Origin of the sequence: Streptomyces orinoci (genome assembly GCF_003121295.1) — a bacterium.
Lineage (GTDB): Bacteria > Actinomycetota > Actinomycetes > Streptomycetales > Streptomycetaceae > Streptomyces > Streptomyces orinoci.
The window spans coordinates 1-21,887 of sequence record NZ_PHNC01000019.1; the positions used below are offsets into that span (position 1 = coordinate 1).

The window sequence follows — 21,887 nt, forward strand, 5'->3', positions numbered from 1 at the left end:
CTCCTCGGGACCGGCCGCAACCCCGGGCTCATGGCGGTGTCGATCACGGACGCGTCGCCGGGGGTCCCGTGACGCACGTCCGCCGCCCACCGCGACCGGATACCGGCGGCCCATCCCCGCGCACCGGGTACAAGCGGACGAGGCGGCGTCGATGACTCCGGTGACACTGCTGACCTTCGGGCATGGAACCGCCGACCGTGCCCAGTTGACCGCGCTGCTGCGTGCGGCCGGCCTGCGGGCGGTCGTCGATGTGCGAACCGCACCCGGCAGCCGGCACAACCCCGATGTGGGCAGGGAAGCGCTCCGCGAATGGCTGCCGGACGCGGGGATCGACTACCGGTGGGAGAAGCGGCTGGGGGGCTTTCGCAAGGTGGCGCCGGACTCGCCCGACGTCTACTGGGAGAACGAATCCTTCCGGGGATATGCGGGCTATACGCGCCACCCCGACTTCCTGGCCGCCATGGAAGACTTGATGCGACAGGCGTGCACCGTGCGCACGGCCGTGATGTGCGGCGAGAGCGTGTGGTGGCGCTGCCATCGACGGATCATCGCCGACTTCGCCGTGCTGACGCGGCACGCTCGCGTTCTCCACCTGGCGCACGACGGCCGGCTCACCGAACACCGCCCCACGGCGGGCGCCCGCCTGCGGGCGGACGGACTCCTGGTCTACGACCGGCGCTGAGGCCCTGTGCGCCTTGCTACTGACAGCGCGGCGGCAGCCCGCTCTGGCGGGTGAGGTTGTCGGCGGACATCCAGCCCGAAGTGTGCGTGCCGGCCACGCGGGCGTAAACCCAGGTGTGGCCATAGGCGTTGACCACATAGCAGTGGTACCAGAGCTTGGTGCCGGTCCTGGCCAGGGTGACGGCGGAGCAGGCCTGGTACGGCCCCGCCATCAGATGGTCATTGCCGGACATATAGCCGTAGCTGCCCGGCTTCGGATCCTGGTGGTTCCAGCCACCACAACTCGTCGATACCGGGCTGGACTTGGCCGAAGGCTGCTTGGCGGGCGCGGACGCCGGGGGTGTGGCCTTCCCGGACGGCTTGGTGCCGGAGCTCATGGACGGCGAGGCGGCCGCGGGGTGCGTACCGGTGGCCGTTGCCCCGTCGCCCGCCGGGCCGCCGTCCGCCGGGGAAGCGGATACGGCCGCCGCTCGCTGTGTGCCGCCGTCCTTGCCCACCAGGGCATAGGTGACCCCGCCCCCGGCAACCACGGCGATGGCGGCCGCCCCCGCGATCAGAGCGCGGCCGCGCCGCCGACCGCCCACGGCGGCCGGAGCCGGGTCGGCGGAAGGCCAGGCGCCCGCGGCCGCCGCACCGGACTGCGGGAAGGGCGGCGATGAAGGCAGCGGAGCAGGCTGGTCGAACGACGGCGGGGGACCGAACCCCGGCGGCGCCGGTGCGGCAGGCTCCGTCGGCGTGGGGACGCCAACTGACGGCGTGGGTAGGGAAGCCGACGGCGCGGAGGCGGGGGCCGACGGCGGAGAAACGGACATTGACGGCGCAGGAACAGAAGCCGACGGCGCGGGGGCGGAAGCCGACGGTGCAGGACCGGAACCCGACGGTGCAGGACCGGAACCCGACGGCGCAGGGGATGCCGCCCCGCCCGCGGCAACCTGCTCCAGCATGGCGCGCGCCCGCTCCGCCGTAGGCCGGCTCTGCGGGTCCTTGGCCATCAGGGCCTGGAGCACCGGCGTGAGCGGCCCCGCCCGCCGTGGCTCCGGCAGTGGTTCGGTCACGATTGCCGACAAGGTGGACCACACCGAGGTGCGGCGGAACGCCGACGTGCCCTCCACCGCCGCGTACAGCGTCATACCGAGCGACCAGATGTCCGAGGCGGGACCGGGCTCCCTGCCCTGGGCGCGCTCCGGCGGCAAGTAGTCGAGCGAGCCGACGAGTTGCCCGCTGCGGGTCAGCTTGGCCATGGCGTCGTCGCCCGGCGCGTCCATGCTGGCGATGCCGAAGTCGGTGAGCACGACCCGGCCACCGCGTTCCAGCAGCACATTGCCCGGCTTGACGTCCCGGTGCAGTACACCGGCCCGGTGCGCGGCGTCGAGCGCGTCCATCAACTTGGCGCCGATCGCCGCGGCTTGCCGCGGCTTCAGCGTGCCGTGCTCGGTCAGCACGTCATCGAGCGAGGGCCCGTCCACCAGCTCCATGACGATGACCGGCAGGCCCTGCTCCTCGGTCACATCGTGCACGGTGACCACGCCGCTGTGCCGGATACGGGCGGCGGCCTGCGCCTCCCGCCGCATCCGGACCCGCAGATCGGCCAGTTCGGGCGCGGAAGTGTCGGTGAAGGCCCGCAGCACCTTGACGGCGACCTCCCGGTTCAGCAGCTCGTCCACCGCCCGCGCGACCACTCCCATGCCGCCGCGCCCGATGGTCGAGGTCACCCGGTAACGCCCGCCGAGCAGCTTGCCGGTCAGTTCTTCGCCCGTGGCTTCCCCCGTCGTCACCGTATGCTCCGTTCCCTCACTCACTGTCCGCACCGTCGGCCGGTGGCAGCCCCAAGGTTAAAGGGGTGGCCTGGGGGAGTATCAGGCGGTTGCGCACCGGCCGCCGCTGCCGCTGCCGAAGCACCCCAAGCCGCCCATGGGCGCACAACGAGCACTCGCTGAGCCGACGCCGACATCGCGAGCTCATCGCCGGTCTGTACGTACGGAAGCGGCCTGGCCGACCTCGCCCTCCTCGACGGCGACCCGGTCCTGGCGCGGCAGCTGTACACCCAGGCCCTGGAACACCTGCCCCCGCACCAGATCAAAGGTCTCGCCCACCGCATCCGCACCCTGGCCGGCCTTACCCGCACCGCCGAGGCATCCGGCGACCGGGCCGCGGCCCGCGACCGGTACCGGCAGGCCGCCGATGCCGCGGCCGTCTCCCAAGGCCGTGCCCAGGACGGCACTGCCGGACGCGCTGCGTCTGATGGGCCTTCCGGAATCCCTGGTGCGGGCGGTGCTCCAGGGATCAGCGAGCTGAGACCGTTGCGGCCCCCGGCCACGGCGGCCACCGGCCACTACGGCGCATGACGCACGCCAACGACCGTACATCCACGCCCGTTTCACCCGTCATGCCCCTGCGCGGGCGCCCGCGGTACCGCCGCAACGGAGCACCGCAGGCACGGCCTTGCGCTCCTTGCCAAGGTCTGCCCGGCCGTGATACCGCAGGTGCGGGACTCCAGGGGAGGGGGCGCCATGAGGGGAACCGCGGTGGTCGTGGGGGCCGGAGTCGGCGGTCTGACAACGGCGATAGGACTGCGCCGGGCAGGCTGGACCGTCACCGTACTGGAATGCCGCAGCCAACTCGAGGCATATGGCGCGGCCTTCGGCATCCACCCCACCGCCCAGGACGCCCTGGACCGGCTGGGCCTGGGCGAGGCGCTGCGGCGGCGCGCGGTGCCCTACCGGAACGCACGGATCCGTACCCCGCGCGGCTCGGTGCTGGCGAGCATTCCGCTGGAACGGATCGAGCGGAAGGCCGGACGCCCCGAACTCCTCATCGCACGTCCGTATTTGATGGAGGCACTGCTGACGGAGCTAGGCGAGGCTCCGCTCAAACTGGGCCAAGCCGCCGCTGATATGGCCGCCCTGGAGGAGGAGTACGACCTGGTGGTGGGGGCCGACGGCATCAACAGCGCGGTACGCGCCCACTGCTTCGGCGGCCGCAGGCGCCCCCGGCGGATCGGCACCGTCGCCTGGATAGGCATCGCCGGATTCCCAACCGCGATCCATGGCGAGACCTGGGGAGGGGCCGGTTCTTCGGCATCACCCCGGTGGAGCCGGGCCGTACCAACTGGTACGCCACCGTGCCCGAGGCCACCACCGCCGAGCAGTTGCGAGGATACTTCGCCGACTGGCATGACCCCATCCCCAGGATTCTCCAGGAGACCGACCCGGCCGACTGGGTTCGCTATGAGATGCGGCATCTGTACCCCGCGCTGCTCCGCTTCGTCCACGGCCCGAAGATTGCCCTGGTGGGCGACGCCGCCCATGCCATGACGCCCAGCCTGGGCCAGGGTGCCTGCACCGCCATCCTGGACGCGGAGGCGCTGGCCCGGACCCTCGCCCGGCACGGCAGAGCGCGGCAGCCCCAGGCGCTGGCGGCCTACGACCGGGAACGCCGTCGCGCCGCCCAGCGGGTCGCCTTCGCCTCGCGGACCCTGCACCGGCTGATGACCACCGAGCACACCGGTCTGCGGGACGGGCTGATCCGGCTGCTGCCTTAGGGCCGTCCCGCCCCGGGATCGGGCCGGCTGCCTTGTTCGGGTGAGAGGAGTTTCCCCGGCCACCGGGACGGGGATGGCAATGCCGCCCCAGGCGACCGCACCAGACGGCCGGGAATCGCCCGTACCCCGCACAGACACAAGGAGCATGAAATGCCCTACTACGTACTCGAATACACGCTTGTTGACGACTATGAGAAACGGCGCGCACCCCTGCGCGAGGAGCACCTCGCCCTCGCCCTCGCCGCGCATGAACGAGGCGACCTGGTCCTCGCCGGAGCACTGGCCGAGCCCACCGACCGCGCCCTGCTGGTCTGGAAGACCGATGACCCCTCCGCCGTCGAGGACTTCGCGGAGCGCGATCCCTATGTAAGGGAGGGCCTGGTCACCCGGTGGACCGTCCGCCCCTGGACCGTGGTGATCGGCGGAGGGTAAGGCGGGGGAGAGGGCACTCAAGGCGGGTGGGGCCGAGCGCCCCAAGTCCCTTTCCCAGCTGAGCTGGTGACCAGCATGCTCCGGGCACACCTTGCCCCCGGAGGGGACGGAGCCACAGACTCGGCCCCCTCCGGCCGGTTCGCCGGGCTCAGTAGGAGAGCGCCTGATCCACCGAGCTCTGCCAGTAGGTGACCCAGGCCGAGTCGTCGAAGTAGACGTCCGGAACGCCGGGCCGCGCCGGGCCGCCGACGGACCCCTGGCCGGAGGCGCCGGTGAAGTAGACGTCGATGCTGTTGACGGTGTGCCCATGAGTGCCGCTGCCGTCCGGGGACTCGGTCATGATGCCGGCATACGCGGACTGGCCGGGCGCAAGGGTGACCACGCTCTGGGGAACGCTGTCCCGGAGCACGGTGACGGGAGCCTGCTGCCCGGCGTCCCAGCGCAGCGCCGGCGCATGGTAGGCGGCGCAAGTGGTCTTCCCGGTGTTGGTGGCGGTGAGTAGCAGGTGGTTGATGGGGCGGGAGACCGGCGTCACCGTGACCTTGGTGTTGCTCGCGGTGCAGGGGGCTATCCGCTGGGCCGCCTGCGAAGTCGCCGGAGCGGCCTCGGCGGTCTGGGTGCAGGCGAGGGTGAGGGCGGCCGCGGCGGCTGCCGCGGCGGCGAAACGAGCCACGGTGGAGGTGGAGTTCATGGTGAAGCCCTTCTTGGTGTCGGTGAATCGCTGCCCGCGCCGGTGACTGTCCGCGATGCGTAACCGCCCAGGCGGGCGGCGCCCGACGCGTCGGGCAGCCTGAACGGACTCCCCGCTGGTCGCTGCGACCGAGGGCGTCGTCCGTTGATCAACAGGCTGCACGGCGGGGCACGGGGACGGCAACGGTCCTGCGGCCACTGGGAACGATGGGACGCCGGTATGCGTCTCACCTGCGGGAACGTATCCAGCCTGGGACGCGGGACGGGATGCGCCGGACCATCGACGAAGGGATGACCGTGGGGGCGGGAAGCGAGGCGGGCGACTTCGCCGAGCTGTTACGCGAGTTGAAGGAGCGCTCCGGGCGCAGTTACGGTGCGTTGGCCGGGCGGCTGCATATGAGCACATCCACACTGCACCGTTACCGTTACGCGGCTCGAACCGGGCCTGGGTCCGCGACGAATCCCCAGGCGCGGGACGGGAGTGAGCCCGGCCGACTGCCCGCCAACCCGGCCGGCCGGGACAGCGAGGCCCGCTCGCACTCCCACGGTCCGGGCCTCTGACTGCCTTTCAGCTAAGTGGCCTTCGTGTCCTCGAAGTAGGAGTCCAGCGCGGCGTCCAGTTCCGTTGCCCACTGTTTGAGCAGTTTGCGGCTGGGTGCGTCGATATGGGCGTGGTAGCTGCGGTGGCCGGTGGTGTAGACGGTGACGGTGAGGTGACGGGCCAGCCAAGGGGTGCCCGTCTCCACCGCACCGACTTCCGGCCAGCCGAACTCGGCTTTCTCATCGTCCAGTCGGAATGTGACGCCCGTGCTGTCGATGGTGATCGAGCCGCGGCGGTCGGACACCTCGAAGACGGGGCCATCGGCCACCGGAGGCGGTTCCTCCTCAATGGCAGCTGCCTCCGTCTCGTCCGCCTCCGCCGCCACCTCCTCCGCCTCCGTTTCCGGTGCGGCGTCCGCTGGTACCGGCGGCGGACACTCCGCTGCCTCGTCAGGGCGCGGTGGGGTCAGGCCGGGGATGAATGCCGGATCGGTCCCGGCGGCGTGCACGGGCGGGCTGTTCTGACCTATGCGGTGTTCCACGGCAGGCAGTATGGCCGATGGAACTGTGCGAGCGGCAGCCGGGCCAAAGCATGCGCGTATGTGCCGTGCGTCCCGCCCGTATTTCCGCCCGGCCGGTGCTGACTCCGGGAACCTCCCGTGACGCTCGAATGGCCCGGTTTTTCATGCCCGTTGACGGCTGCCCCGTCCAAGCTCCGGCTGCTCCCGGGCCGTTGCTTCATCCGGCCCGGCTCTACGGGGCTGAGCAGCCGGACGTGTGTGTTCTGGGGGCCATGTGATGATCATGGGTGGGTAGTCGAGTTTTGCGGGGGATCCTGCTCATGCGGACGATCAGTGTTATCACCGCCGTGCACAACGGCGGTCATCAGTTTCTCGGCGAGGCCTATGAGTCCCTGCGGGAGCAGAAGCTGCCGGGTGACTGGCAATGGGAATGGTGCCTGCAAGAGGACGGCACCTCCGGCATCCCCGCCGGCAGCCTGCCGGAAGAACCCAGGATCAGGGTGGGAATGGGGCGGCGGGGCGGCATAGCGGTGGCGCGCACGCATGCTCTCACGCGAGCGGGGGGTGAGGTGGTCCGGACGCTGGACGCGGATGATGTCCTGCTGCCCGGTGCGCTGGAGCGGGATATCGAGGCGCTGGGGCGAGTGGCGTGGTGTGTATCGGCCTGTGTGGACCTCCATGAGGACGGCAGTACCGCGCCAGGCCCTTACGATCCCGTGGGCGGCCCGGTGGAGCCCGGCCGGTTCTACCGTGAGGTGACGCAGGACCGTCTGTCGGTTCAGGCGATGACATTCGCCGCTCACCGTCGTCTGGTGGTGGCTCTGGGCGGCTGGCAGGCGTTGTCGGGAGCGGAGACGGTGGCCTTGCTGCTTGCGGCGGAGGCGGTGGCGCCGGGTGAGTTCATAGCCGAGCCGAGCGTGCTTTACCGCAAGCACCCCCGTCAGACGACGGCATCGGGTCCTTACTGGGAGCCCGCCGAGGCGGCCACCCGGATTTCGGCACTCCTGCAGCGGGCAAGGGCTCTGCGGGAGGCGGGCTGGACATGGTGACGGCCGCGTGGCCGGTGCTGCCGGCGCATGACTCCGGTTCTGGCGGGCGGAGATGCCCGGCGTGGAGACCGGCGGCTACGGGCCGCTGGGGGCGCTGGCCCGCAATGAGGTCAACCCGGGCAAGGTGATCACGCACTGGCCGGACATGCTGCGGGTGCCCGGCTCCCTGGTGACCGGGCAAGTCCGCGGGTACGACCTGCTGCGGATGTTCGGCCGTGAGGGGCGTCCGACCCGACGGGGCAGGCGTTCGCCGAGTACGGGCGGATCGCCAAGACGCTGCATCTGCTGCGCGTGGTCGTCCGCTCCCGCGGGGGTGAACCGGAGTCCTTCCGTCCGCCCGGTGGCCCTGGCCGTCGATATGTCGGTGGGTTCTGACAGCATCACGGTCGTGACCGACATTGATGACCTCGTGCAACGCGTTGCCATCCGGGCCGCATCCGACAGCGCGAGCCTTCCCGCGCCTGTCGGCGATGCCCGGATTGCGGAGGCCGAGGCGCAACTGGGCTTCGCGCTGCATCCCCTGCTTGCGCGTCTGTACCGCGAGGTCGCTGACGGCGGCTTCGGCCCTGACTACCGGCTGCTGCCACTGCTTGGCCCGGCATCCAGTGTCGTTGGCGAATATCTGACGCGACGTGAGGCGTCCGTTGGAATGGAGCATCCGGAGTGGCCCGAAGGCGTCGTACCGATCCTGACCTGGGGTTGTGCCATGTACGCAGGCGTTGACTGTCTCAGTGAGGACGGTCAGGTCCTGCTCTTCGAGCCGAACCCGTACAGCGGCGGATCGTGGGATCAGTGCTGGTTCCTCGACTCCGCCAGCCTCGCAGCGTGGCTGGAGACCTGGCTCGCGGGAACAGGCTGGTTCGAGGAGGACGCCTTCGACAGGGACGACCTGATCGAGCCTCAGCCATGGGACCAGGCCGCAAGCCGCCTGTCCTCCCGCGCATAGTGAAACACCAATGCTTCGTCCTGTTGGCGCAGACGCCGTCATCCCGGCCATGCTCACGGCTCCCTTCGGGGAATCGGCATCGGGAGGGCGACCAAGGCACTGGCTGCGCGTCCGGTGACCTGCGCGAGCTTGTCCTCGGCGCCGGCCAGGCTGACACTGAGCCCTTCAACCTCACCGAGCCGGCCTTCGCGTTCGGCCTCGGCGATGCGGGCAATGAGATTGTCGCGGATTTCCTCCAACCGGCCGCGCTGGACCGGGTCCGGCTGGAGTAGCGAGCAACGAACACAAGCGCGTTCATGAATACAAGGGCTTGAAAAGGCACGAGCGCAGGTGCCGATGGAGACCTTGCGCTTCTCCAAGTGCGCGGGGAAGGCGTCCCATTCCTCCTCGGTGGGGGTCCGATAACTCATCGCTGGGCCGGGTGGCTCTGCGGCGGGCGATGAAGGCGCGATGGGCCTCGATGGTCTCGGCCGGGTAGATCGCCTTGTAGCCCATCGTCGTATCAAGTCTCTTAGTCCACAGAGCACTTGAGCGATGTGCGGTGACAGGCCGTTCATGATGGCGTCGGTCACGAAGATCCTGCGGAAGTCGTGCGGGGAGAGGACGATCGGTTCGCCGGCGCATCGGTCAGGCCCGTGGCGGCCAGCGCGTTGATCAGAAGCTTGCGGAGGGCGGTCGGGGTGAAAGCGCGGTGCTCGGTGCCGATATCGCGCTGGAACAGCAGCGGCATTGGCGGGTTCCAGACGCGCTCGTGGACGCCGGCTCGGCGTGCCGCTCTGCCCGCCGGGCGTGGTGGGCCAGCACCTCGGCCACGTCCTGGCGCGGCGCGAGGTAGATCCCGCTCGTGGTCAGATGCGGTGCCCGAGGGCCCACTGCACGTCGGTCAGCGTCGGCGCCGGGTCGCGCACCACGCGGACGGCGGCGCTGTGACGAAGGTCATGAAGGGTCCAGTCCGCGCCAAAGGCGGCGTTCACCCGCTCGAACATGCGGTGGGCGCCGTGGTAGGTGCGTTTGTGTGGCTGCGGTTCTACCAGCAGAGCTGCACGGGCTGGTGCCTCGGGGCCGGACGCGGCCAGTGTGGTGGACGCTGCGGCGTCCGTTTCAGCCGCTGACATCTGCCGAGGCCGGAAACTGCTGCCGTGCTCGGGAGCCCTTCCGCACAACACTGATCAGCTGCCGTCCCGGGGCAACGTCGCACTGCCGGACGCCAATCAACTCCGAGGCCCGGACAGTGCTGGAGATCCAAATGTCTGCACTGGTCACCGGCTCGTAGTGTGCCGGGAGACGTAACGCCGACTGAGGTTGCGGCGGCTACGAGTGGCGGCGGGTGCGGTAGGCGGCGGCGAAGCTCTGGGCCGCTGCTGGGCTGGCACTGAGGTGTGGGCGGCCGCCACACTGGGTGGTGCGGCGGCCGTGGGTGGGATCGGCTCGTGGTTCGAGTCAGTCAGCCCGGAGCAGGGCTTGCAGCTCGGTGGTGTCGATGATGTGGGCCCGTGAGGGGAAGACTCGGTGGAGCAGGACGTTGTGGGCTTCGGTGTCCGGGTCGGCCACGCCGTCGGACAGGACGTAGAGCTGGTAGTCGCGGTCGGCCGCGTCGATGACCGTGGACAGGACGGCGCCGCTGGTGCTGACGCCGGAGACGACCAGAGTGGTGATGCCGCGCTCGCGTAGCTGCTGGTCGAGGTCGGTGGTGGACATCCCGCCGTATCGGATCTTGCGCACGACGATGTCGCCGTCCTGGGGAGCCAGGCGCTCGTGGATGGCGGTGGCAGGGTCCTCATGGTGCATGACGCGGTGTTGGGCCAGTGGGGCGAAGGACTTGTTGGAGGCTGGGATCGCGTTCCAGTCGGCATCGGTGAAGCCGACGCGTACGTAGGCGATGGTGCCGCCGTTTGCGCGAACGTCGGCGATGGCCCCTTCCACACGACCGAGCAGCGCGTTTCGGTCCTCGCCTGCGGGCACAAAGGCCAGGATCGCGGGCTGGCAGTCCATGACGAGAAGAGCGGTGTGAGTGGGGTCAAGCACGGGGGCAGTGTTCACGCGAGTTCTCCTTAAACGGTGGTGTGCCAGGTCGGCGCGGAGACGCACCGGCGGACCGGCTGCGGCCTGCGGGTGGCAAGTTGTGGTGCCTCATGAGTGGCTGCGGGACAGTTCCGGCTTGTGCTGCGGCGTCTGGTCCTGTCGGGGAAGCAGGAGCGGTGTGGTCAGGATGAGCAGTCCCGCGACCGTGAGAGCGGTACGTGGGCTGGTGACGTCGGCGAGCAGCCCGGCGAGTGCGGTGAGGACGGCGATGGAGGCCTGCTGGCCGATCGACCAGGCCGACAGGGAGCGGGCGACGAGATGCTTGGGGGTGTGTTCGAGCCGGTAGGTGGCGAGCACCGGGCTGTACAGGCTCATGTTGATGATGATGGCCAGCTCGACGGCCATCACGGTGACGAGACCGACGACGCCGGGACGGACAAAGGCCAGGCCGATCAGCCAGATGGCGCGCAGGGTGCCGACGGTCCGGAAGACCCAGTGCCGGCCGAAGCGTGCCACGACACGGCGGGCCAGCCGGGAGCCGATGAGTCCGCCGAGGCAGGGGGCGGCGAAGGCAAGGGCGTACTGCCAGGGCGGGAACCCGAGCCGGCGAAGCAGGAGCACGGCCAGCAGCGGCTCGGTGGCCATGATCAGACCGCCGACGAGCATTTGGTTGAGGTAGAGCGCCCGCAGACCGGGGTGCCCCATGAGGTGTCGCCAGCCATCGAGCAGTGCGCCCGCCCGGACCGGGCTCTTGTCGGTCGTTCGCGGTGCTTCGTCCTGGCCGCGGATCGCGGTGATGCCCAACGCGGAGAGCAGGTAGCTGAGTGCGTCGGCCACCACGGTGGTCACCGGCCCGAACAGGCCGATCGCCGCTCCGCCCAGCGGTGGCCCCACCGCGATGGAGCTCCAGTTCGTGGACTCGAACCGCGCGTTGGCGACGAGCAGGTCATCCGGTCGGACGAGGGCCTTGAGGTAGGCGCCGCTGGCCGCGTTGAAGGCGATCTTGGCTGCGGCGACCACGGCCGAGACCACGAGCAGTTGGACGAAACCGAGCCATCCGAAGGCGTAGGCGACGGGAATCGTCGCCATGGCCGCGAACCGGGCCAGGTCCATCGTGATCATGACCGGGCGTTTGCGCCGGGACTCCACCCACGGTGCGAGCGGCACCGCGATCAGCGCACCCACCGCAGGCCCCACCGCCGACAGCGCAGACACCTCAGCCGGTCCGGAATGCAGCACCAGCACGGCGATCAGCGGCAACGCCCCGAACCCCAGACCGGACCCATATGCGCTCACCGCATATGACGCCCACAGCCAGCCGAACTGCCGGCCCAACCGTCTCCTGCCCACCATGCTCAGCGCACTCCCCTTGAGGTCCCACCCGAACAAACCGACGTTGACCGATGAGAGATAAGCGGGTGGGACAACAGCAGGTCAAACAACTGACCCGCCAGCAATCCACAACAGTCAGTTGTTCACTAAGGTGGGTCGGCGTGGATCTCGAAGCAGTACGCACCTTCGTCGCCGTCGCGGAAGCGGGCCAGTTCCAGAAGGCCGCCGCCGACCTTTCGATCACCCAGCAGGCCGTCTCCAAACGCATCGCCACGCTGGAGCGCACCCTCGGCGTGCGGTTGTTCACCCGTGCCGCACGCGGCGCTGAGCTCACCATCGATGGGCAGGCGTTCCTGCCCCACGCACGCGAGCTGCTGCGCGTCGCCGAGCGCGCGGGCGCATCCGTGCGCCCCGGCCGCCGTCCGCTGCGCGTCGATGTGCTCTCCTCGCGCAGCGCGCAGTCGGGCCTGATGCGCGGCTTCCACCGGGCACACCCCGAGATCGACCTGGACGTGATGACGCTGTTCGACATCGAGACGGCCATCACTGCCATCCGCTCCGGTGCGATCGACGCGTCCTTCCGCGCCGTCGCCGCGCCCGGCCGACCCCTTCCCGAGGACATCGCCTCCGTCCGGGTGCTCGACGAGCCGCTCCAACTCCTCACCGGCCCCGCCCACGCACTGGCAGGCGCCCAGTCGGTGACTCTCGCCCAACTCGTCGGACACCGGATCTGGATGCCCGGCATCGCCCCCGGCACCGAGTGGGCCGCCTACTACGACGACCTTGTCGCCGAGTTCGGCCTCACCATCGAGGCCACCGGCCCCAACTTCGGCTCCGATGCTCTCCTCGACACCATCGCCGACACACCGGCCCTGGCCACCTTCATCGGCGAGCCCACCCGCCTCATCTGGCCCGCCGACCACGGCCTGCGCCGCATCCCGGTGACCGACCCGACGCCCGTCTACCCGCACTCGCTCCTCTGGCACCGCGACAACCCCCACCCAGCGCTGGCCACCCTCCGCACCTACCTCGCCGCCACGACGGCCGGCCACGACGCCGCCGGGACCTGGACACCGGGCTGGGTGATTCCGCGCTGAACGCCCGCCCCTGCGGGGCAGCCCTGCCTTGCCCGGCGCAGGCGGTCAACGGCGGGCGTCGCCGGGGCGAGCAGGCTGGTCAGCTCGGAGATCGCCCCGGGGGACGGCTTGAAGTAACGGCGGACGTTCTCCGGCTTCTTGGATTCCGGGCAGGCGATCCGCTATTGACGGTGGGCGCCCACTTGTTGCGACACGCTTGCGCCTCTCGTTGTGCGGGCCGGCGTCGCATGACATCGGACAAAGGCCAAGAGGATGACCACGCAGAACCACCACGTTGACCACGAACTCGTCCAAGCCGCGGCTCATATCGCCCGGACCCGCTGCCGGGGCGACAACCACACCATGGCGGCCGCGGCCCGGGCTCGGGACGGGCGGATTGTCACCGCGGTGAACGCCTACCACTTCACGGGAGGACCCTGCGCGGAACTGGTGCTCATCGGCGCCGCAGCCGCCCAGGGTGTTTATGAGCTGCGTACCATCGTCGCCGTGGGCGACCGGGAACGAGGCGTGGTTCCCCCATGCGGCCGGTGCCGTCAGGTTCTGCTCGACTACTTCCCCGCCCTCAAGGTCATTGTTGGCGCAGCCGGTCACCTCCGGACCGTTCCGATCACCGACTTGCTGCCGGAAACGTATGTCTGGGCCGACCATCAGCTCTAGCTGTGCAGTTCATTTACGGGGCCCCGCAGAGCCGGCAGGCGGGTCCTGAGCCCCGCTCAAGGACGCGAGATAACCCCGCAGAGTCCGCCTGGTGCGCTCCGAGCTCCAGATCCGCAGAACCCGGGGGTCGTCCATGGGGCGGGCGGTGGCGATGCGCCGGGCGGCCGGTTGGTGGAGCTGGTGCTTGGCGAGGGCATAGGTGCCGGCCGGGGTGGCGCATAGCCCTTTCGCCCGGCGCAGGGCCGTGGTGAGCAATCGGTCGGGCTCAATGAGCTGGTGGATCAAGCGGATTGGGAGGGCCTGCTCGGGAGACAAGCGGCCTGCCTCCAGCACCAGTACATCCAGCGCCGGGCCGACCGCATGGCGCATGATTTCCAGGGCCACCGTCGGGAAGGGCACCCCCGCGGCGAGTTCGGTCAGCCCGATGGTGCCGGCCGACATCAGCCGGATATCGCAGGCGGCCGCCAGCACACATCCACCCGCCAGCGCATGGCCGTTCACCGCGGCGACCACCGGTTTGGGATGCTCGAACAAGGTGAGCAGCGCAAGACTCAGCGCCGGCAGGAACCGCTCGGCATAGCGTGGCCCGCCATCGGCTATTCGCTTGAGGTCCACGCCTGCCGAGAAGCACCGGCCGCTGCCGGTCAATACGACGGCACGGGCGTCGGCGACGGCGGCCAGAGTCTCGGGAATGGCGGTGAGCAGTTCCAGATCCAGTGCGTTCACCGGTCCATGGCTCAGCGTGAGGACGGCGATGCCGTCATGGTCCGCTGTCTCGATCACCCGGCGGCCCCCGTCAGTCCTCGTAGCCGTCGAGATCGGTGAGCAGTATCTTCGACACCACATAGGTGCCTTGCCCCGCCGCCACCAATTTGCCGCTCTCCGTGTACACATCGCTGCGTGCGACATAAAGGGTCTTCCCGGCGGTCACCACCTCGCCGGTGGCGTAGATCCCTTCCTTGCGCACCGGCCGGATCAGATTGATGTGGTAGTCCACCGTCAGCACACTGTAGGTCTCCTCCATGGAGTTGGCCGCCATAAATCCGGCGGTGTCCCCGACCTCGAAGAGCATGGCGGCGTGCAGGAAGTCCGAGTTCTGGGTGAGATCGGCGGGGAAGGGAATGGCCACCCGTGCCATGCCCGCCTTCTCGATCGTGATCGTCTTATTGAGGAAGCGGGAGATCTTGCAGTTCATACAGCAGCGGGTGAGCTTCTCGAAGTGCGACGATGCAGAGCCCAAGGCAGTGCTCCTTCCGGACGCGGTGGCATGGCTATGCGCGCGACACGATCAGGCTGGCATTGATCCCGCCGAAACCAAAGGCATTGATCAGGCAACGCCGCACCTCGGCCGCCTGGGCTTCGCGGGCGATATCGATGTCGGTGAAGGACGGATCGGTCTTTTCGAGCTTGGAGGTGGGAGGCACAGTCTGATGGCGCAACGCCATAAGCGCGCAGGCCAGATTCATCGGGCCGTTCGCGGCAAACGCATATCCCGTATGTCCCTTGACCGAGGTGACGATCGGCCGCCGGCGGGCAGTTGCCGTCACGGCCTGCAATGCCTCAAGCTCGGCGGCATCGCCCTGCACCATACCGGAGCCCTGTGCGAAGACGCAGTCGATCGCCTCCGGTTCCAGCCCGGCGTCGGCGAGCGCGCTGGTCATACAACGGGCGGCATAACGCGGCGAGATGGCGGCGAGGTTGTCGCAACCACTGTTGGTGGCATAGCCGGAGAGCTCGCCATGAATCACCGCGCCGCGTGCCTCGGCATGGGCACGGTCCTCCAGTACAAAGACGGCGGCCGCCTCACCCACGATCAGACCGTCCCGCTCGCGGTCGAAAGGGCGGGGGGTGAGCGCCGGGTCCTCGCACCGGCTGAGCACCCTCATCGCTTCAAAACCGGAATAGGTAATGGGAGTGGTCACCGCCTCCGCCCCGCCGGCAACTGCCCAGGCACAGGAGCCCGATTGGATGGCACGCACCGCCTGGCCCAGCGCCTGGCAGCCACTGGCGCAGGCACCCGCGATGGTCGTCTGCTCCCCTTCGATCCCATGGCGCAGCGCGATGGTGCTTGCCGCCATATTGGGGATCAGCGAAGGGATCAGAAACGGGCTGGTCTTCCGGACTCCCCGCTGCTCCTGTCTGAGCACACCGGCCTCGATACTGGGCAGCCCGCCCATGGCCACACCGAGGAATACGGCCCCGCGGAGCGGGTAACCGGGCGGGGTTTGCCGGGGGTTGAGGTCATGGTGCCCGGCGGCGGACAGGCCGCTGCTGCCCAGGGCCTGGTCCGCGGCGAACAGCGCATAGCGCACAAAAGCGCTCATTCGCTTGATCTCGAACTGGAACGGGCCCGGGGCGAAAGTCACCCTGGCATCGTCGATCTGGCCGGCATACCGGCAGTGGAAACGGCCGGGATCGAAGCGAGTCAGGGGAGTGATGCCCGAGCGGCCGGTGAGCAGACCTTCCCAGAGCTCATCGACCGTTGAGCCAAGCGGGCAGACCACCCCCATGCCGGTGACCACTACGCTGCGCCGCGGCACCAATGGCTCGAGTCAGGCCGGCTGCTGCTGTGCGTTCCGCAGGTCCCGTACATAGTGCACCAGGTCCCGCATGCTCTCCAGCCTTCCTACCACGGAGTCGTCGAACTCCAGGTTGAAGCAGTCCTCCAGATAGAGAAGCAGCTCCACCAGCTTGAGCGAGCTCATTCCCTCGATGGAGGTGGCCAGATGAGAGTCGGGAGTGAGATAGGAGACATCGGATTCCACGAACTCGCCGATGTGCCTGACTATTTCGTCGAACAGCTCCTGGTCCTGCTGCTCCGGCATTGGATGCACCTCTCGGTCGGTCACTGCTTTTCGATCAACTTCCGGCATAGATGGCGCTGGATCTTGCCGCTGGTGGTCCGGGGGAGTTCGGCTCGTCTGACCCAGTGGAAGGTGACACCGCCGATGCCGAACACCTCCGCCAGGGCCTCGCTCACCTGACCGGTGATGGCTCGCCGGTCACGGCCGTCGGCGAGCCGTTCATCGAGCAGCAGATGCAGCTGTTCGGTCCCCAGGGTGGGATCGGGGACACCGATGGCGATGACCGCCGGGGTCCGCGGACTCGCCGTGACGGACTCCACAAAGGTCTCCAGCTGGTCGGGAATGTAATTGCGACCCGAGATGATCACGATGTCCTTGCGGCGGCCGGTGATATACAGCTCCCCATCGACCTGGTAGCCGAGGTCACCCGTGCGGAGATAACCATCCGTCCGCTTGAGCCGGTCATCGGCCGCGCCGGTCTCCGGGTGTTCGCCCGGCTCTTCGAGATAGCCATCGATCACGCTGGGGCCGGACACCTCTATCTCGCCAATGGCGCGATCCGGCAAGGGCGCCCCGTCCGCACCGACCACCCGCAGCCGGTGGCCGGGCACCACCCGGCCCACGCACATCATCGCGGTGGTGCGAGGATCAGCGGCCGGGCGGGGCTCGGCATATCCGCTTGCGGTGGCTTCCGCGTCCACCCGGTCCACCGAATACGGCCGGCCGATATCGGAAATGGTGACCGCCAGCGTTGCCTCGGCAAGCCCGTACACCGGCCGGAGCGTCGTCTCGGGCAGGCCGAAGCGGCCGAAGGTCTCCTGGAATTCGCGCATGGTGCGCTCATGCACCGGCTCCGCACCGCAGAGGGCGACCCGCCAGGCCGATAGGTCGAGGCCGTCCGGCGGACGGCGCTTGGCGACTCGCGCGCAGATATGGAAGGCGGAGCTGGGGGCGGGCGACAGGGTGCCCCGGTAGCGGCTGATCCAGTGCAGTCAACTCAACGGGCTGCGCAGGAAGTTGACAGGATCGGAGAGCACCACGGGAATGCGGGCACAGAGCGCATAGGAGATGCCGATAAGACCCATGTCGTGGAACAGGGGGAGCCAGCTCACCAGTGAGTCATCGGGATTCCCCTCGATCGCCTCGGCGATCGCCTGGACATTGGCGACGATATTGCCATGCCGGATCACGGCCAGCTTGGGTGCACCGGTCGAGCCGGAGGTCGCCTGAAGATGGGCGGGGGAGCCGGGCGTCGCTCTTGGCGAGTCCAGGGTGAAGGGTGCCTTGCGCAGTGCATCCGGCGTGATGACGGTGGCCGGCAGTAGAGGTGCGAGGGACTTTGCCAAGTCCGGTCCGGCGACGACCAGTTCGGCCCGGGCGCGTTCGGCAAGTCTTCGCAGGTTCGCCGCATAGTGCTCGGTACGGCCGTCCATCGGCTCGGCGGCGATGACGGGCACGATGCCGCAATAGAGGCAGCCGAGGTAGACCGAGAGAAAATCACGGGAGGTCGGGAGAACAATGATGACGCGGTCGCCCTGGCCGATCCCCTGGGCACGCAGACCGGCCGCCGCCCGGCCCAGCAGGCGGAAGGTCTCCGCATAACTGAGGGTGAACTCCTCCTCGGAGCGTTCGATCACATGGAACGCCGGCCGGTCCGGGGTGCGGCGGACACTGTCCAGCAAGGCGTGAACGACGGTCTCCGGCCGGGGGATTGCCGTCACCGGGCGTACCCCTTCACAAACTGCAGATCGGTGCGCTTGGAGGACTGGGCCAGCCAGGCCCGGAGCTCGCCATGACGGGAGTCGAAGTCGGCCTTCAACAGCTCCTCCTTCAGCGTCCCGGACGCGGTGTAGTAGGGCTTCTCCAGTTCCTCCAGGAAGCGGATGTGCTGCTCCATGCCGGCCCGGCCGCGTTCGACGCTGCGCGAGTACGCCTTGAGGCGGGCCCGCCGTTGCGGCCGCTGCTCGATCTCAAAGGCCCGTTTGAAGAAGATTCCATAGCTGTCCAGGATGCCGCGCTGGAGTTCGCTGGGACGCATATGGCGAGGGAAGATGCCGACAAAGGAATAGTGCTGGTAGGTGGGCACCTCCATGATGATGCGGTGGTCCTCGATGTCCTGGCGGGCCCCGTAGAGCAGGTCCTGGAACGGGTATTCCGCGAGGCAGACGAACACCGGGTGCATGATGCGGGCCTCGGCGCACCAGTGTGCGGTGGCCTCGATCGCCGGGCGGTCCTGGACCTCCAGGCCGAAGATGATCGCGGAGTGAATGGCGATGTCGTTCTCGGCGAAGCGCAGCAGGCGCCGGGTCTGTTCCGAGGGATCGACTTTTTTGTTGAATGCCTGGAGGACGCTGGGATCCTCCGACTCCACCCCCAGGCAGTACTCCTCGAACCCGGACCGTTTGAGGTCGAGGACCAGGTCCATGTCGTCGGCATGGTTGACCCGGCTCATCGCGATGAACTTGTAGTTACGGTCGCGGAAGGTCTCGGCTATCTCACGGCAATAGCTCTTGCGGGTGGTGAAGTTGAGGTCCGTGACATAGAAGCGGTTGCAGCCCGTCTGCCGGTAGATGGCGTCCAGTTCATCGCGTACATCTTCCGCGGTCTTGGTGCGGAACCGCCGGCCGAGCAGCCGGATGGCGTAGCAGAACGAGCAGTCGAAGGGGCAGCCGCGCGACATGGAGACGGTCGCCCAGTGGAGTTGCGGCGCGCGCTCCAGAAACTTGGGGTTGATCGCATTGGCGATGTTCCCATAGCGGGCGATCTTGTTGAGGACCAGTTTGCCGTTGGCGTCCGTATAGGCCAGGTTGTCGACCTCGGCGACGGGTTCACCGGCCTCCAGCGCCTTGATCAGCTGCACCGAGGGGATCTCGCCCTCCGCGATCACGGCGTAGTCGGCATAGCGCAGTGCCTCATAGGGTGCGAAGGCGGCATGCGGACCGCCCATGATCACCACGCAGCCGGGACGCTTCTCGCGCTGGATCAGCTCAAGCGTCTCGATATTCGACCAGAAGTGCGTGGCGAGTGCCGAGATCAGGATGTAGTCATAGCTGCCCAGGGGAAAGTCCTGGGGCTTCTCGCCCCAGAACATCTGGCACATCTCGACCTGTGCGTCCGGGTATTCCTGCTGGATGAAGGAGGCGACGTAATAGATACCGTCGTTGTAGGTGGTCGCCAGCGTGGACGCATCGGGATAGGCCTCATGGAAGCCGAGCTGGACACAGAGAATGCTGAGGCTCTTCACGATCGCCCCGAGGGACTGACCTGAGCGCCGTGCCGCTGCGCAAGCTGCCTGCGTACCTTGTCCTTCATCTCCTGCTTGAGCCTGCCGGCGATACGCGTTGGGTCATTGACTCGCCGCTGGCCCCAGGCGAGCAGGTCACGCGCCTCGCTGCGGTTCATCCTGGGGTGTTTCCACACCAGGTTGTAGAGGTCGTGCTTGCTGAGGTCCGGCTCGTTGATCAGGTGCTCCATCTGGCGATAGAGGCGGGTGCCGTGGAACGGGGTCAGCAGGGTCAGCTGACAGGCGAACAGCCCTTCCTGGTTGAGCTGCTCGATGTCGAACTGCATGTCCTCGATGCTGTCTTCGGCGAAGCCGACCATAAAGGTGCCGAGTGCCCGGCGCCCATTGGCGAGCAGCTCGCGCACCGTCTGCCGGACGTTGTAGACATCATCGCGCTTCTTCACATCGGCGATGTTCTTGTCCCGGTAGGACTCGATGCCGACGATCGCGCCGTCCATACAGCGGTCGGTGAGCTCGGGGATACGGCCCCTGATCAAGTCGGCGCGGGTCAGGCAGATCCAGGGCAGTTCGCGCTCCGCCAGGGCGTCCACCACCTGCTCGGCCAGGTGGTTGGTGAGGAAGAAGCTCTCGTCGTAGATGATGACATGGGCGACCTTCGCCTCCCGGTACGCGTCGAGTGCCGCGTACATGTCCTCCATGAAGATGGCTTCTTCCTTGGGGTTGAAGATCGGCGTCGAGCAGAAGGTGCAGCCGATATTGCAACCGCGTTTGGAATAGAGGTATCCGACCGGAGAGCTCACTCCGCGGAAGCCGCTCTGCCCCATCATCGCCGGGTGCCGCACCCGGGGGAGAGGCCTGCCATAGACGTACTGGTGGAGCGGGAACTCACCGGCTCCTTTGACCAGTCGGGTGAAGTAGCGGTCGATGCCGGGAGTGAGGACGCCGTAGTTTCCGGCCCATATCTCCGGAACACCGGCCTCCCGCGCGGCCTTTGCCATCTCGATCGCGACCGGGGTGGACCAGGTGTAGAAGCTGAGGCCCACCATGTCCCAGCGCTCGGCCTGCAATGCGGCCCGGTATTCCTGCCAGGTCGGATACTCGAGTATCTCGATGTCCGGCACATTGTGCTTGAGGAATCTGAGACCGGTCGGCGGGCAGGTCACCGACAGCCGGTCCTCGATATCCACGGCGCAGGTCCAGGCCATATAGGTGTCGGTGTGGTCGTACCAGTTTCCGCCGACTCCGTTTGGCTCGACCAATGCCTCTTTCGGAGCCGTTGCCAGGAGCACCTTCTTCATCGCAGCCCCCCACGGTTCAACGGAGTCGCGTGCTCGGTGAACAACCACCCCGTGTAGTGACGCGCGTCGGTCGTGCTGGTAAGGAGCTCGAATCTATGAGCGGCACATCTTTAGTGTCAATCCGCTTGCGGAGGCCGGTAGTTGAAGATCCAAGGGGATGGATCATTTCCGTGGATCGGTGCTGGAGTGGCAGCTGAGCAAGGGGAGTTCTGTGGTGTGTGACATGCGGGTCGCGTGTGTTTGGCCGCGCGGCACCCCGCCCGTTCACGCTCCTCGAAGAAGCGGGTGCGGTGCGAGGGTTGATGCCGGGCCGGCCGGAATCCTGACGGGATCCATACGGGGCGGGTCGATCATGCCGTCCTGGGCGCGTTTACGCTGTCCCAGCATTTGTTGATCTTTCTTGTGAAGTGGGTGCACCCTTATGAAGCCGGTCCATGTTTCGGCCGTTGCCGTGGCAGCCGTCCTGGCCCCGGTCGTTCTGCTCTCCTCCCCGGCGATGGCGGACGCGGCCACCGGCCGCGGAACGATCGCTTCCGCCAGCCCCTCGCCGACGGCGAAGGACTACTCGCATATGTCGATGGACGACCTGCGGATCGAGGTCCTCACTCTCATGGGCAAGAGCCCCAAGGGCTCTTCGATGCGCTACTACGGCGACCTCGCCCTCAAGGAGGGCACGGCCGAGGCCCTGGTGACGTTCCTGCAGGTGACCCAGTACGCGGCCCAGGAGGAGGACGACCGTGTCGCGGTCCTGGTCATCCTGGGCAAGCACCCGGGCGTCGCGGTGACCGAAGCGGCCAACAAGGCTCTCAATGGCAGCGCCGCCGATGTGCGTCATTTCCTGGAGACCGGCCAGTACCGGGCCCAGGAGGAGGATGACCGTGTCGCGGTGCTGCGCCTGATGGCCCAGCACCCGAGCGAGAAGTTCCGCACGGCCGCCAGCCACGCCCTTGACGGCGGTCCCGCCGCAGTGCGCCGGTTCCTCGAGGTCGGCCAGTACCGGGTCCGCTGACCTGCCCGCCGATGAGGGGTGGTG

23 protein-coding genes and 3 pseudogenes are annotated in these 21,887 nt (G+C 68.2%); 10 read left to right on the plus strand and 16 right to left on the minus strand.

What is annotated here, in order from left to right:
* Positions 1-151: 151 nt before the first annotated feature.
* Positions 152-682, plus strand: coding sequence for a DUF488 domain-containing protein (locus CV755_RS13500; protein ID WP_109280476.1), 531 nt, complete (start codon positions 152-154; stop codon positions 680-682).
* 16 nt (positions 683-698) lie between these two features.
* Here CV755_RS13500 and CV755_RS13505 read toward each other — a convergent pair whose 3' ends face one another.
* Both CV755_RS13505 and CV755_RS13510 read right to left on the minus strand, forming a co-directional pair.
* A complete protein-coding gene (locus tag CV755_RS13505; protein WP_109280477.1) occupies positions 699-2,456 on the minus strand; it encodes a serine/threonine-protein kinase in 1,758 nt (585 codons plus the stop codon).
* 183 nt (positions 2,457-2,639) lie between these two features.
* Positions 2,640-2,882, minus strand: coding sequence for a hypothetical protein (locus CV755_RS13510; protein WP_109280478.1), 243 nt, complete (start codon positions 2,880-2,882; stop codon positions 2,640-2,642).
* 309 nt (positions 2,883-3,191) lie between these two features.
* On the opposite strand from CV755_RS13510, the pseudogene CV755_RS13515 reads away from it, so the two are divergent.
* Positions 3,192-4,222, plus strand: a pseudogene (locus CV755_RS13515) (FAD-dependent oxidoreductase).
* 150 nt (positions 4,223-4,372) lie between these two features.
* On the plus strand, positions 4,373-4,654 hold the full coding sequence (locus tag CV755_RS13520) for a YciI-like protein (RefSeq protein ID WP_109280479.1): 282 nt from the start codon (positions 4,373-4,375) through the stop codon (positions 4,652-4,654).
* 148 nt (positions 4,655-4,802) lie between these two features.
* On the opposite strand, the gene CV755_RS13525 is transcribed toward CV755_RS13520, so the two are convergent.
* Entirely contained in the window at positions 4,803-5,345 is a 543-nt protein-coding gene (locus CV755_RS13525; protein WP_109280480.1) for a DUF4232 domain-containing protein, read from the minus strand.
* Positions 5,346-5,611: 266 nt separating this feature from the next.
* Between CV755_RS13525 and CV755_RS37180 the strand changes: the two genes are divergently transcribed.
* A complete protein-coding gene (locus CV755_RS37180) occupies positions 5,612-5,905 on the plus strand; it encodes a helix-turn-helix domain-containing protein (protein ID WP_422070546.1) in 294 nt (97 codons plus the stop codon).
* A gap of 11 nt (positions 5,906-5,916) precedes the next feature.
* Here CV755_RS37180 and CV755_RS13535 read toward each other — a convergent pair whose 3' ends face one another.
* Positions 5,917-6,426, minus strand: coding sequence for a hypothetical protein (locus CV755_RS13535; RefSeq protein ID WP_109280481.1), 510 nt, complete (start codon positions 6,424-6,426; stop codon positions 5,917-5,919).
* 299 nt (positions 6,427-6,725) lie between these two features.
* Here CV755_RS13535 and CV755_RS13540 point away from each other — a divergent pair, with 299 nt between their 5' ends.
* The 3 genes and pseudogenes from CV755_RS13540 (at position 6,726) to CV755_RS13550 (ending at position 8,400) form a co-directional block, all read left to right on the plus strand.
* The gene (locus CV755_RS13540; RefSeq protein WP_153068667.1) at positions 6,726-7,454 is read left to right on the plus strand and encodes a glycosyltransferase family 2 protein; all 729 of its coding nucleotides are present in this window, start codon (positions 6,726-6,728) and stop codon (positions 7,452-7,454) included.
* A 34-nt stretch (positions 7,455-7,488) separates the two neighbouring features.
* Positions 7,489-7,751, plus strand: a pseudogene (locus CV755_RS13545) (Tn3 family transposase); the annotation flags it as partial.
* Between the two features lie 61 nt (positions 7,752-7,812).
* Complete coding sequence (locus CV755_RS13550; protein WP_109280527.1) at positions 7,813-8,400, plus strand: SMI1/KNR4 family protein; 588 nt, start codon at positions 7,813-7,815, stop codon at positions 8,398-8,400.
* A gap of 53 nt (positions 8,401-8,453) precedes the next feature.
* Here the strand turns inward: CV755_RS13550 and CV755_RS36110 are convergent, their stop codons facing one another.
* The 5 genes from CV755_RS36110 to CV755_RS13570 form a co-directional block, all read right to left on the minus strand.
* Positions 8,454-8,759: a hypothetical protein gene (locus CV755_RS36110; protein ID WP_241561191.1), complete on the minus strand. Its 306-nt coding sequence runs from the start codon at positions 8,757-8,759 to the stop codon at positions 8,454-8,456.
* A gap of 209 nt (positions 8,760-8,968) precedes the next feature.
* Positions 8,969-9,130 carry a hypothetical protein gene (locus CV755_RS35580; protein WP_206608428.1) on the minus strand — a complete coding sequence of 54 codons (162 nt, stop codon included), beginning with the start codon at positions 9,128-9,130 and terminating at the stop codon, positions 8,969-8,971.
* A 118-nt stretch (positions 9,131-9,248) separates the two neighbouring features.
* Positions 9,249-9,386, minus strand: a complete 138-nt coding sequence (locus CV755_RS34665) for a site-specific integrase (protein WP_161968687.1) — start codon at positions 9,384-9,386, stop codon at positions 9,249-9,251.
* 454 nt (positions 9,387-9,840) lie between these two features.
* Positions 9,841-10,440 (minus strand): cysteine hydrolase family protein, encoded by a 600-nt coding sequence (locus CV755_RS13565; protein ID WP_109280484.1) that lies wholly within the window; start codon positions 10,438-10,440, stop codon positions 9,841-9,843.
* Positions 10,441-10,530: 90 nt separating this feature from the next.
* A complete protein-coding gene (locus CV755_RS13570) occupies positions 10,531-11,775 on the minus strand; it encodes an MFS transporter (RefSeq protein ID WP_109280485.1) in 1,245 nt (414 codons plus the stop codon).
* A gap of 140 nt (positions 11,776-11,915) precedes the next feature.
* Between CV755_RS13570 and CV755_RS13575 the strand changes: the two genes are divergently transcribed.
* Together CV755_RS13575 and CV755_RS13585 are read left to right on the plus strand one after the other, a co-directional pair.
* Positions 11,916-12,851 (plus strand): LysR family transcriptional regulator, encoded by a 936-nt coding sequence (locus CV755_RS13575; RefSeq protein WP_109280486.1) that lies wholly within the window; start codon positions 11,916-11,918, stop codon positions 12,849-12,851.
* A 252-nt stretch (positions 12,852-13,103) separates the two neighbouring features.
* Positions 13,104-13,508 carry a cytidine deaminase family protein gene (locus CV755_RS13585; protein ID WP_109280487.1) on the plus strand — a complete coding sequence of 135 codons (405 nt, stop codon included), beginning with the start codon at positions 13,104-13,106 and terminating at the stop codon, positions 13,506-13,508.
* A 9-nt stretch (positions 13,509-13,517) separates the two neighbouring features.
* Here the strand turns inward: CV755_RS13585 and CV755_RS13590 are convergent, their stop codons facing one another.
* The 7 genes and pseudogenes from CV755_RS13590 to CV755_RS13625 all read right to left on the minus strand — a co-directional run bounded on the left by CV755_RS13590 (position 13,518) and on the right by CV755_RS13625 (position 20,815).
* On the minus strand, positions 13,518-14,291 hold the full coding sequence (locus CV755_RS13590; RefSeq protein ID WP_109280488.1) for an enoyl-CoA hydratase/isomerase family protein: 774 nt from the start codon (positions 14,289-14,291) through the stop codon (positions 13,518-13,520).
* A gap of 13 nt (positions 14,292-14,304) precedes the next feature.
* Positions 14,305-14,748 (minus strand): PaaI family thioesterase, encoded by a 444-nt coding sequence (locus tag CV755_RS13595; RefSeq protein ID WP_109280489.1) that lies wholly within the window; start codon positions 14,746-14,748, stop codon positions 14,305-14,307.
* Between the two features lie 31 nt (positions 14,749-14,779).
* Positions 14,780-16,030 carry a beta-ketoacyl-[acyl-carrier-protein] synthase family protein gene (locus CV755_RS13600; RefSeq protein ID WP_153068668.1) on the minus strand — a complete coding sequence of 417 codons (1,251 nt, stop codon included), beginning with the start codon at positions 16,028-16,030 and terminating at the stop codon, positions 14,780-14,782.
* A gap of 30 nt (positions 16,031-16,060) precedes the next feature.
* On the minus strand, positions 16,061-16,333 hold the full coding sequence (locus tag CV755_RS13605; RefSeq protein ID WP_109280491.1) for a phosphopantetheine-binding protein: 273 nt from the start codon (positions 16,331-16,333) through the stop codon (positions 16,061-16,063).
* 20 nt (positions 16,334-16,353) lie between these two features.
* Positions 16,354-18,033, minus strand: a pseudogene (locus tag CV755_RS36120) (AMP-binding protein).
* Positions 18,030-19,556, minus strand: a complete 1,527-nt coding sequence (locus CV755_RS13620) for a B12-binding domain-containing radical SAM protein (RefSeq protein ID WP_109280494.1) — start codon at positions 19,554-19,556, stop codon at positions 18,030-18,032. The pseudogene CV755_RS36120 and the gene CV755_RS13620 overlap by 4 nt, the downstream one beginning before the upstream one ends.
* Complete coding sequence (locus tag CV755_RS13625; protein WP_241561192.1) at positions 19,553-20,815, minus strand: B12-binding domain-containing radical SAM protein; 1,263 nt, start codon at positions 20,813-20,815, stop codon at positions 19,553-19,555. Before CV755_RS13625 ends, CV755_RS13620 begins: the two co-directional genes overlap by 4 nt.
* 490 nt (positions 20,816-21,305) lie before the next feature.
* Between CV755_RS13625 and CV755_RS13630 the strand changes: the two genes are divergently transcribed.
* The gene (locus CV755_RS13630) at positions 21,306-21,863 is read left to right on the plus strand and encodes an ALF repeat-containing protein (RefSeq protein ID WP_161968689.1); all 558 of its coding nucleotides are present in this window, start codon (positions 21,306-21,308) and stop codon (positions 21,861-21,863) included.
* The last annotated feature ends 24 nt before the right edge of the window (positions 21,864-21,887 follow it).

Excerpts from the sequence above, each read along its gene's own strand:
- CV755_RS13550 (WP_109280527.1), top strand. The coding sequence starts at position 7,813 with ATGTCGGTGGGTTCTGACAGCATCACGGTCGTGACCGACATTGATGAC.
- CV755_RS13520 (WP_109280479.1), top strand. The coding sequence starts at position 4,373 with ATGCCCTACTACGTACTCGAATACACGCTTGTTGACGACTATGAGAAA.
- CV755_RS13500 (WP_109280476.1), top strand. The coding sequence starts at position 152 with ATGACTCCGGTGACACTGCTGACCTTCGGGCATGGAACCGCCGACCGT.
- CV755_RS13540 (WP_153068667.1), top strand. The coding sequence starts at position 6,726 with ATGCGGACGATCAGTGTTATCACCGCCGTGCACAACGGCGGTCATCAG.
- CV755_RS34665 (WP_161968687.1), bottom strand. The coding sequence starts at position 9,386 with ATGTTCGAGCGGGTGAACGCCGCCTTTGGCGCGGACTGGACCCTTCAT.
- CV755_RS13585 (WP_109280487.1), top strand. The coding sequence starts at position 13,104 with ATGACCACGCAGAACCACCACGTTGACCACGAACTCGTCCAAGCCGCG.
- CV755_RS13605 (WP_109280491.1), bottom strand. The coding sequence starts at position 16,333 with ATGCCGGAGCAGCAGGACCAGGAGCTGTTCGACGAAATAGTCAGGCAC.
- CV755_RS13570 (WP_109280485.1), bottom strand. The coding sequence starts at position 11,775 with ATGGTGGGCAGGAGACGGTTGGGCCGGCAGTTCGGCTGGCTGTGGGCG.
- CV755_RS13525 (WP_109280480.1), bottom strand. The coding sequence starts at position 5,345 with ATGAACTCCACCTCCACCGTGGCTCGTTTCGCCGCCGCGGCAGCCGCC.
- CV755_RS37180 (WP_422070546.1), top strand. The coding sequence starts at position 5,612 with ATGCGCCGGACCATCGACGAAGGGATGACCGTGGGGGCGGGAAGCGAG.
- CV755_RS35580 (WP_206608428.1), bottom strand. The coding sequence starts at position 9,130 with ATGCCGCTGCTGTTCCAGCGCGATATCGGCACCGAGCACCGCGCTTTC.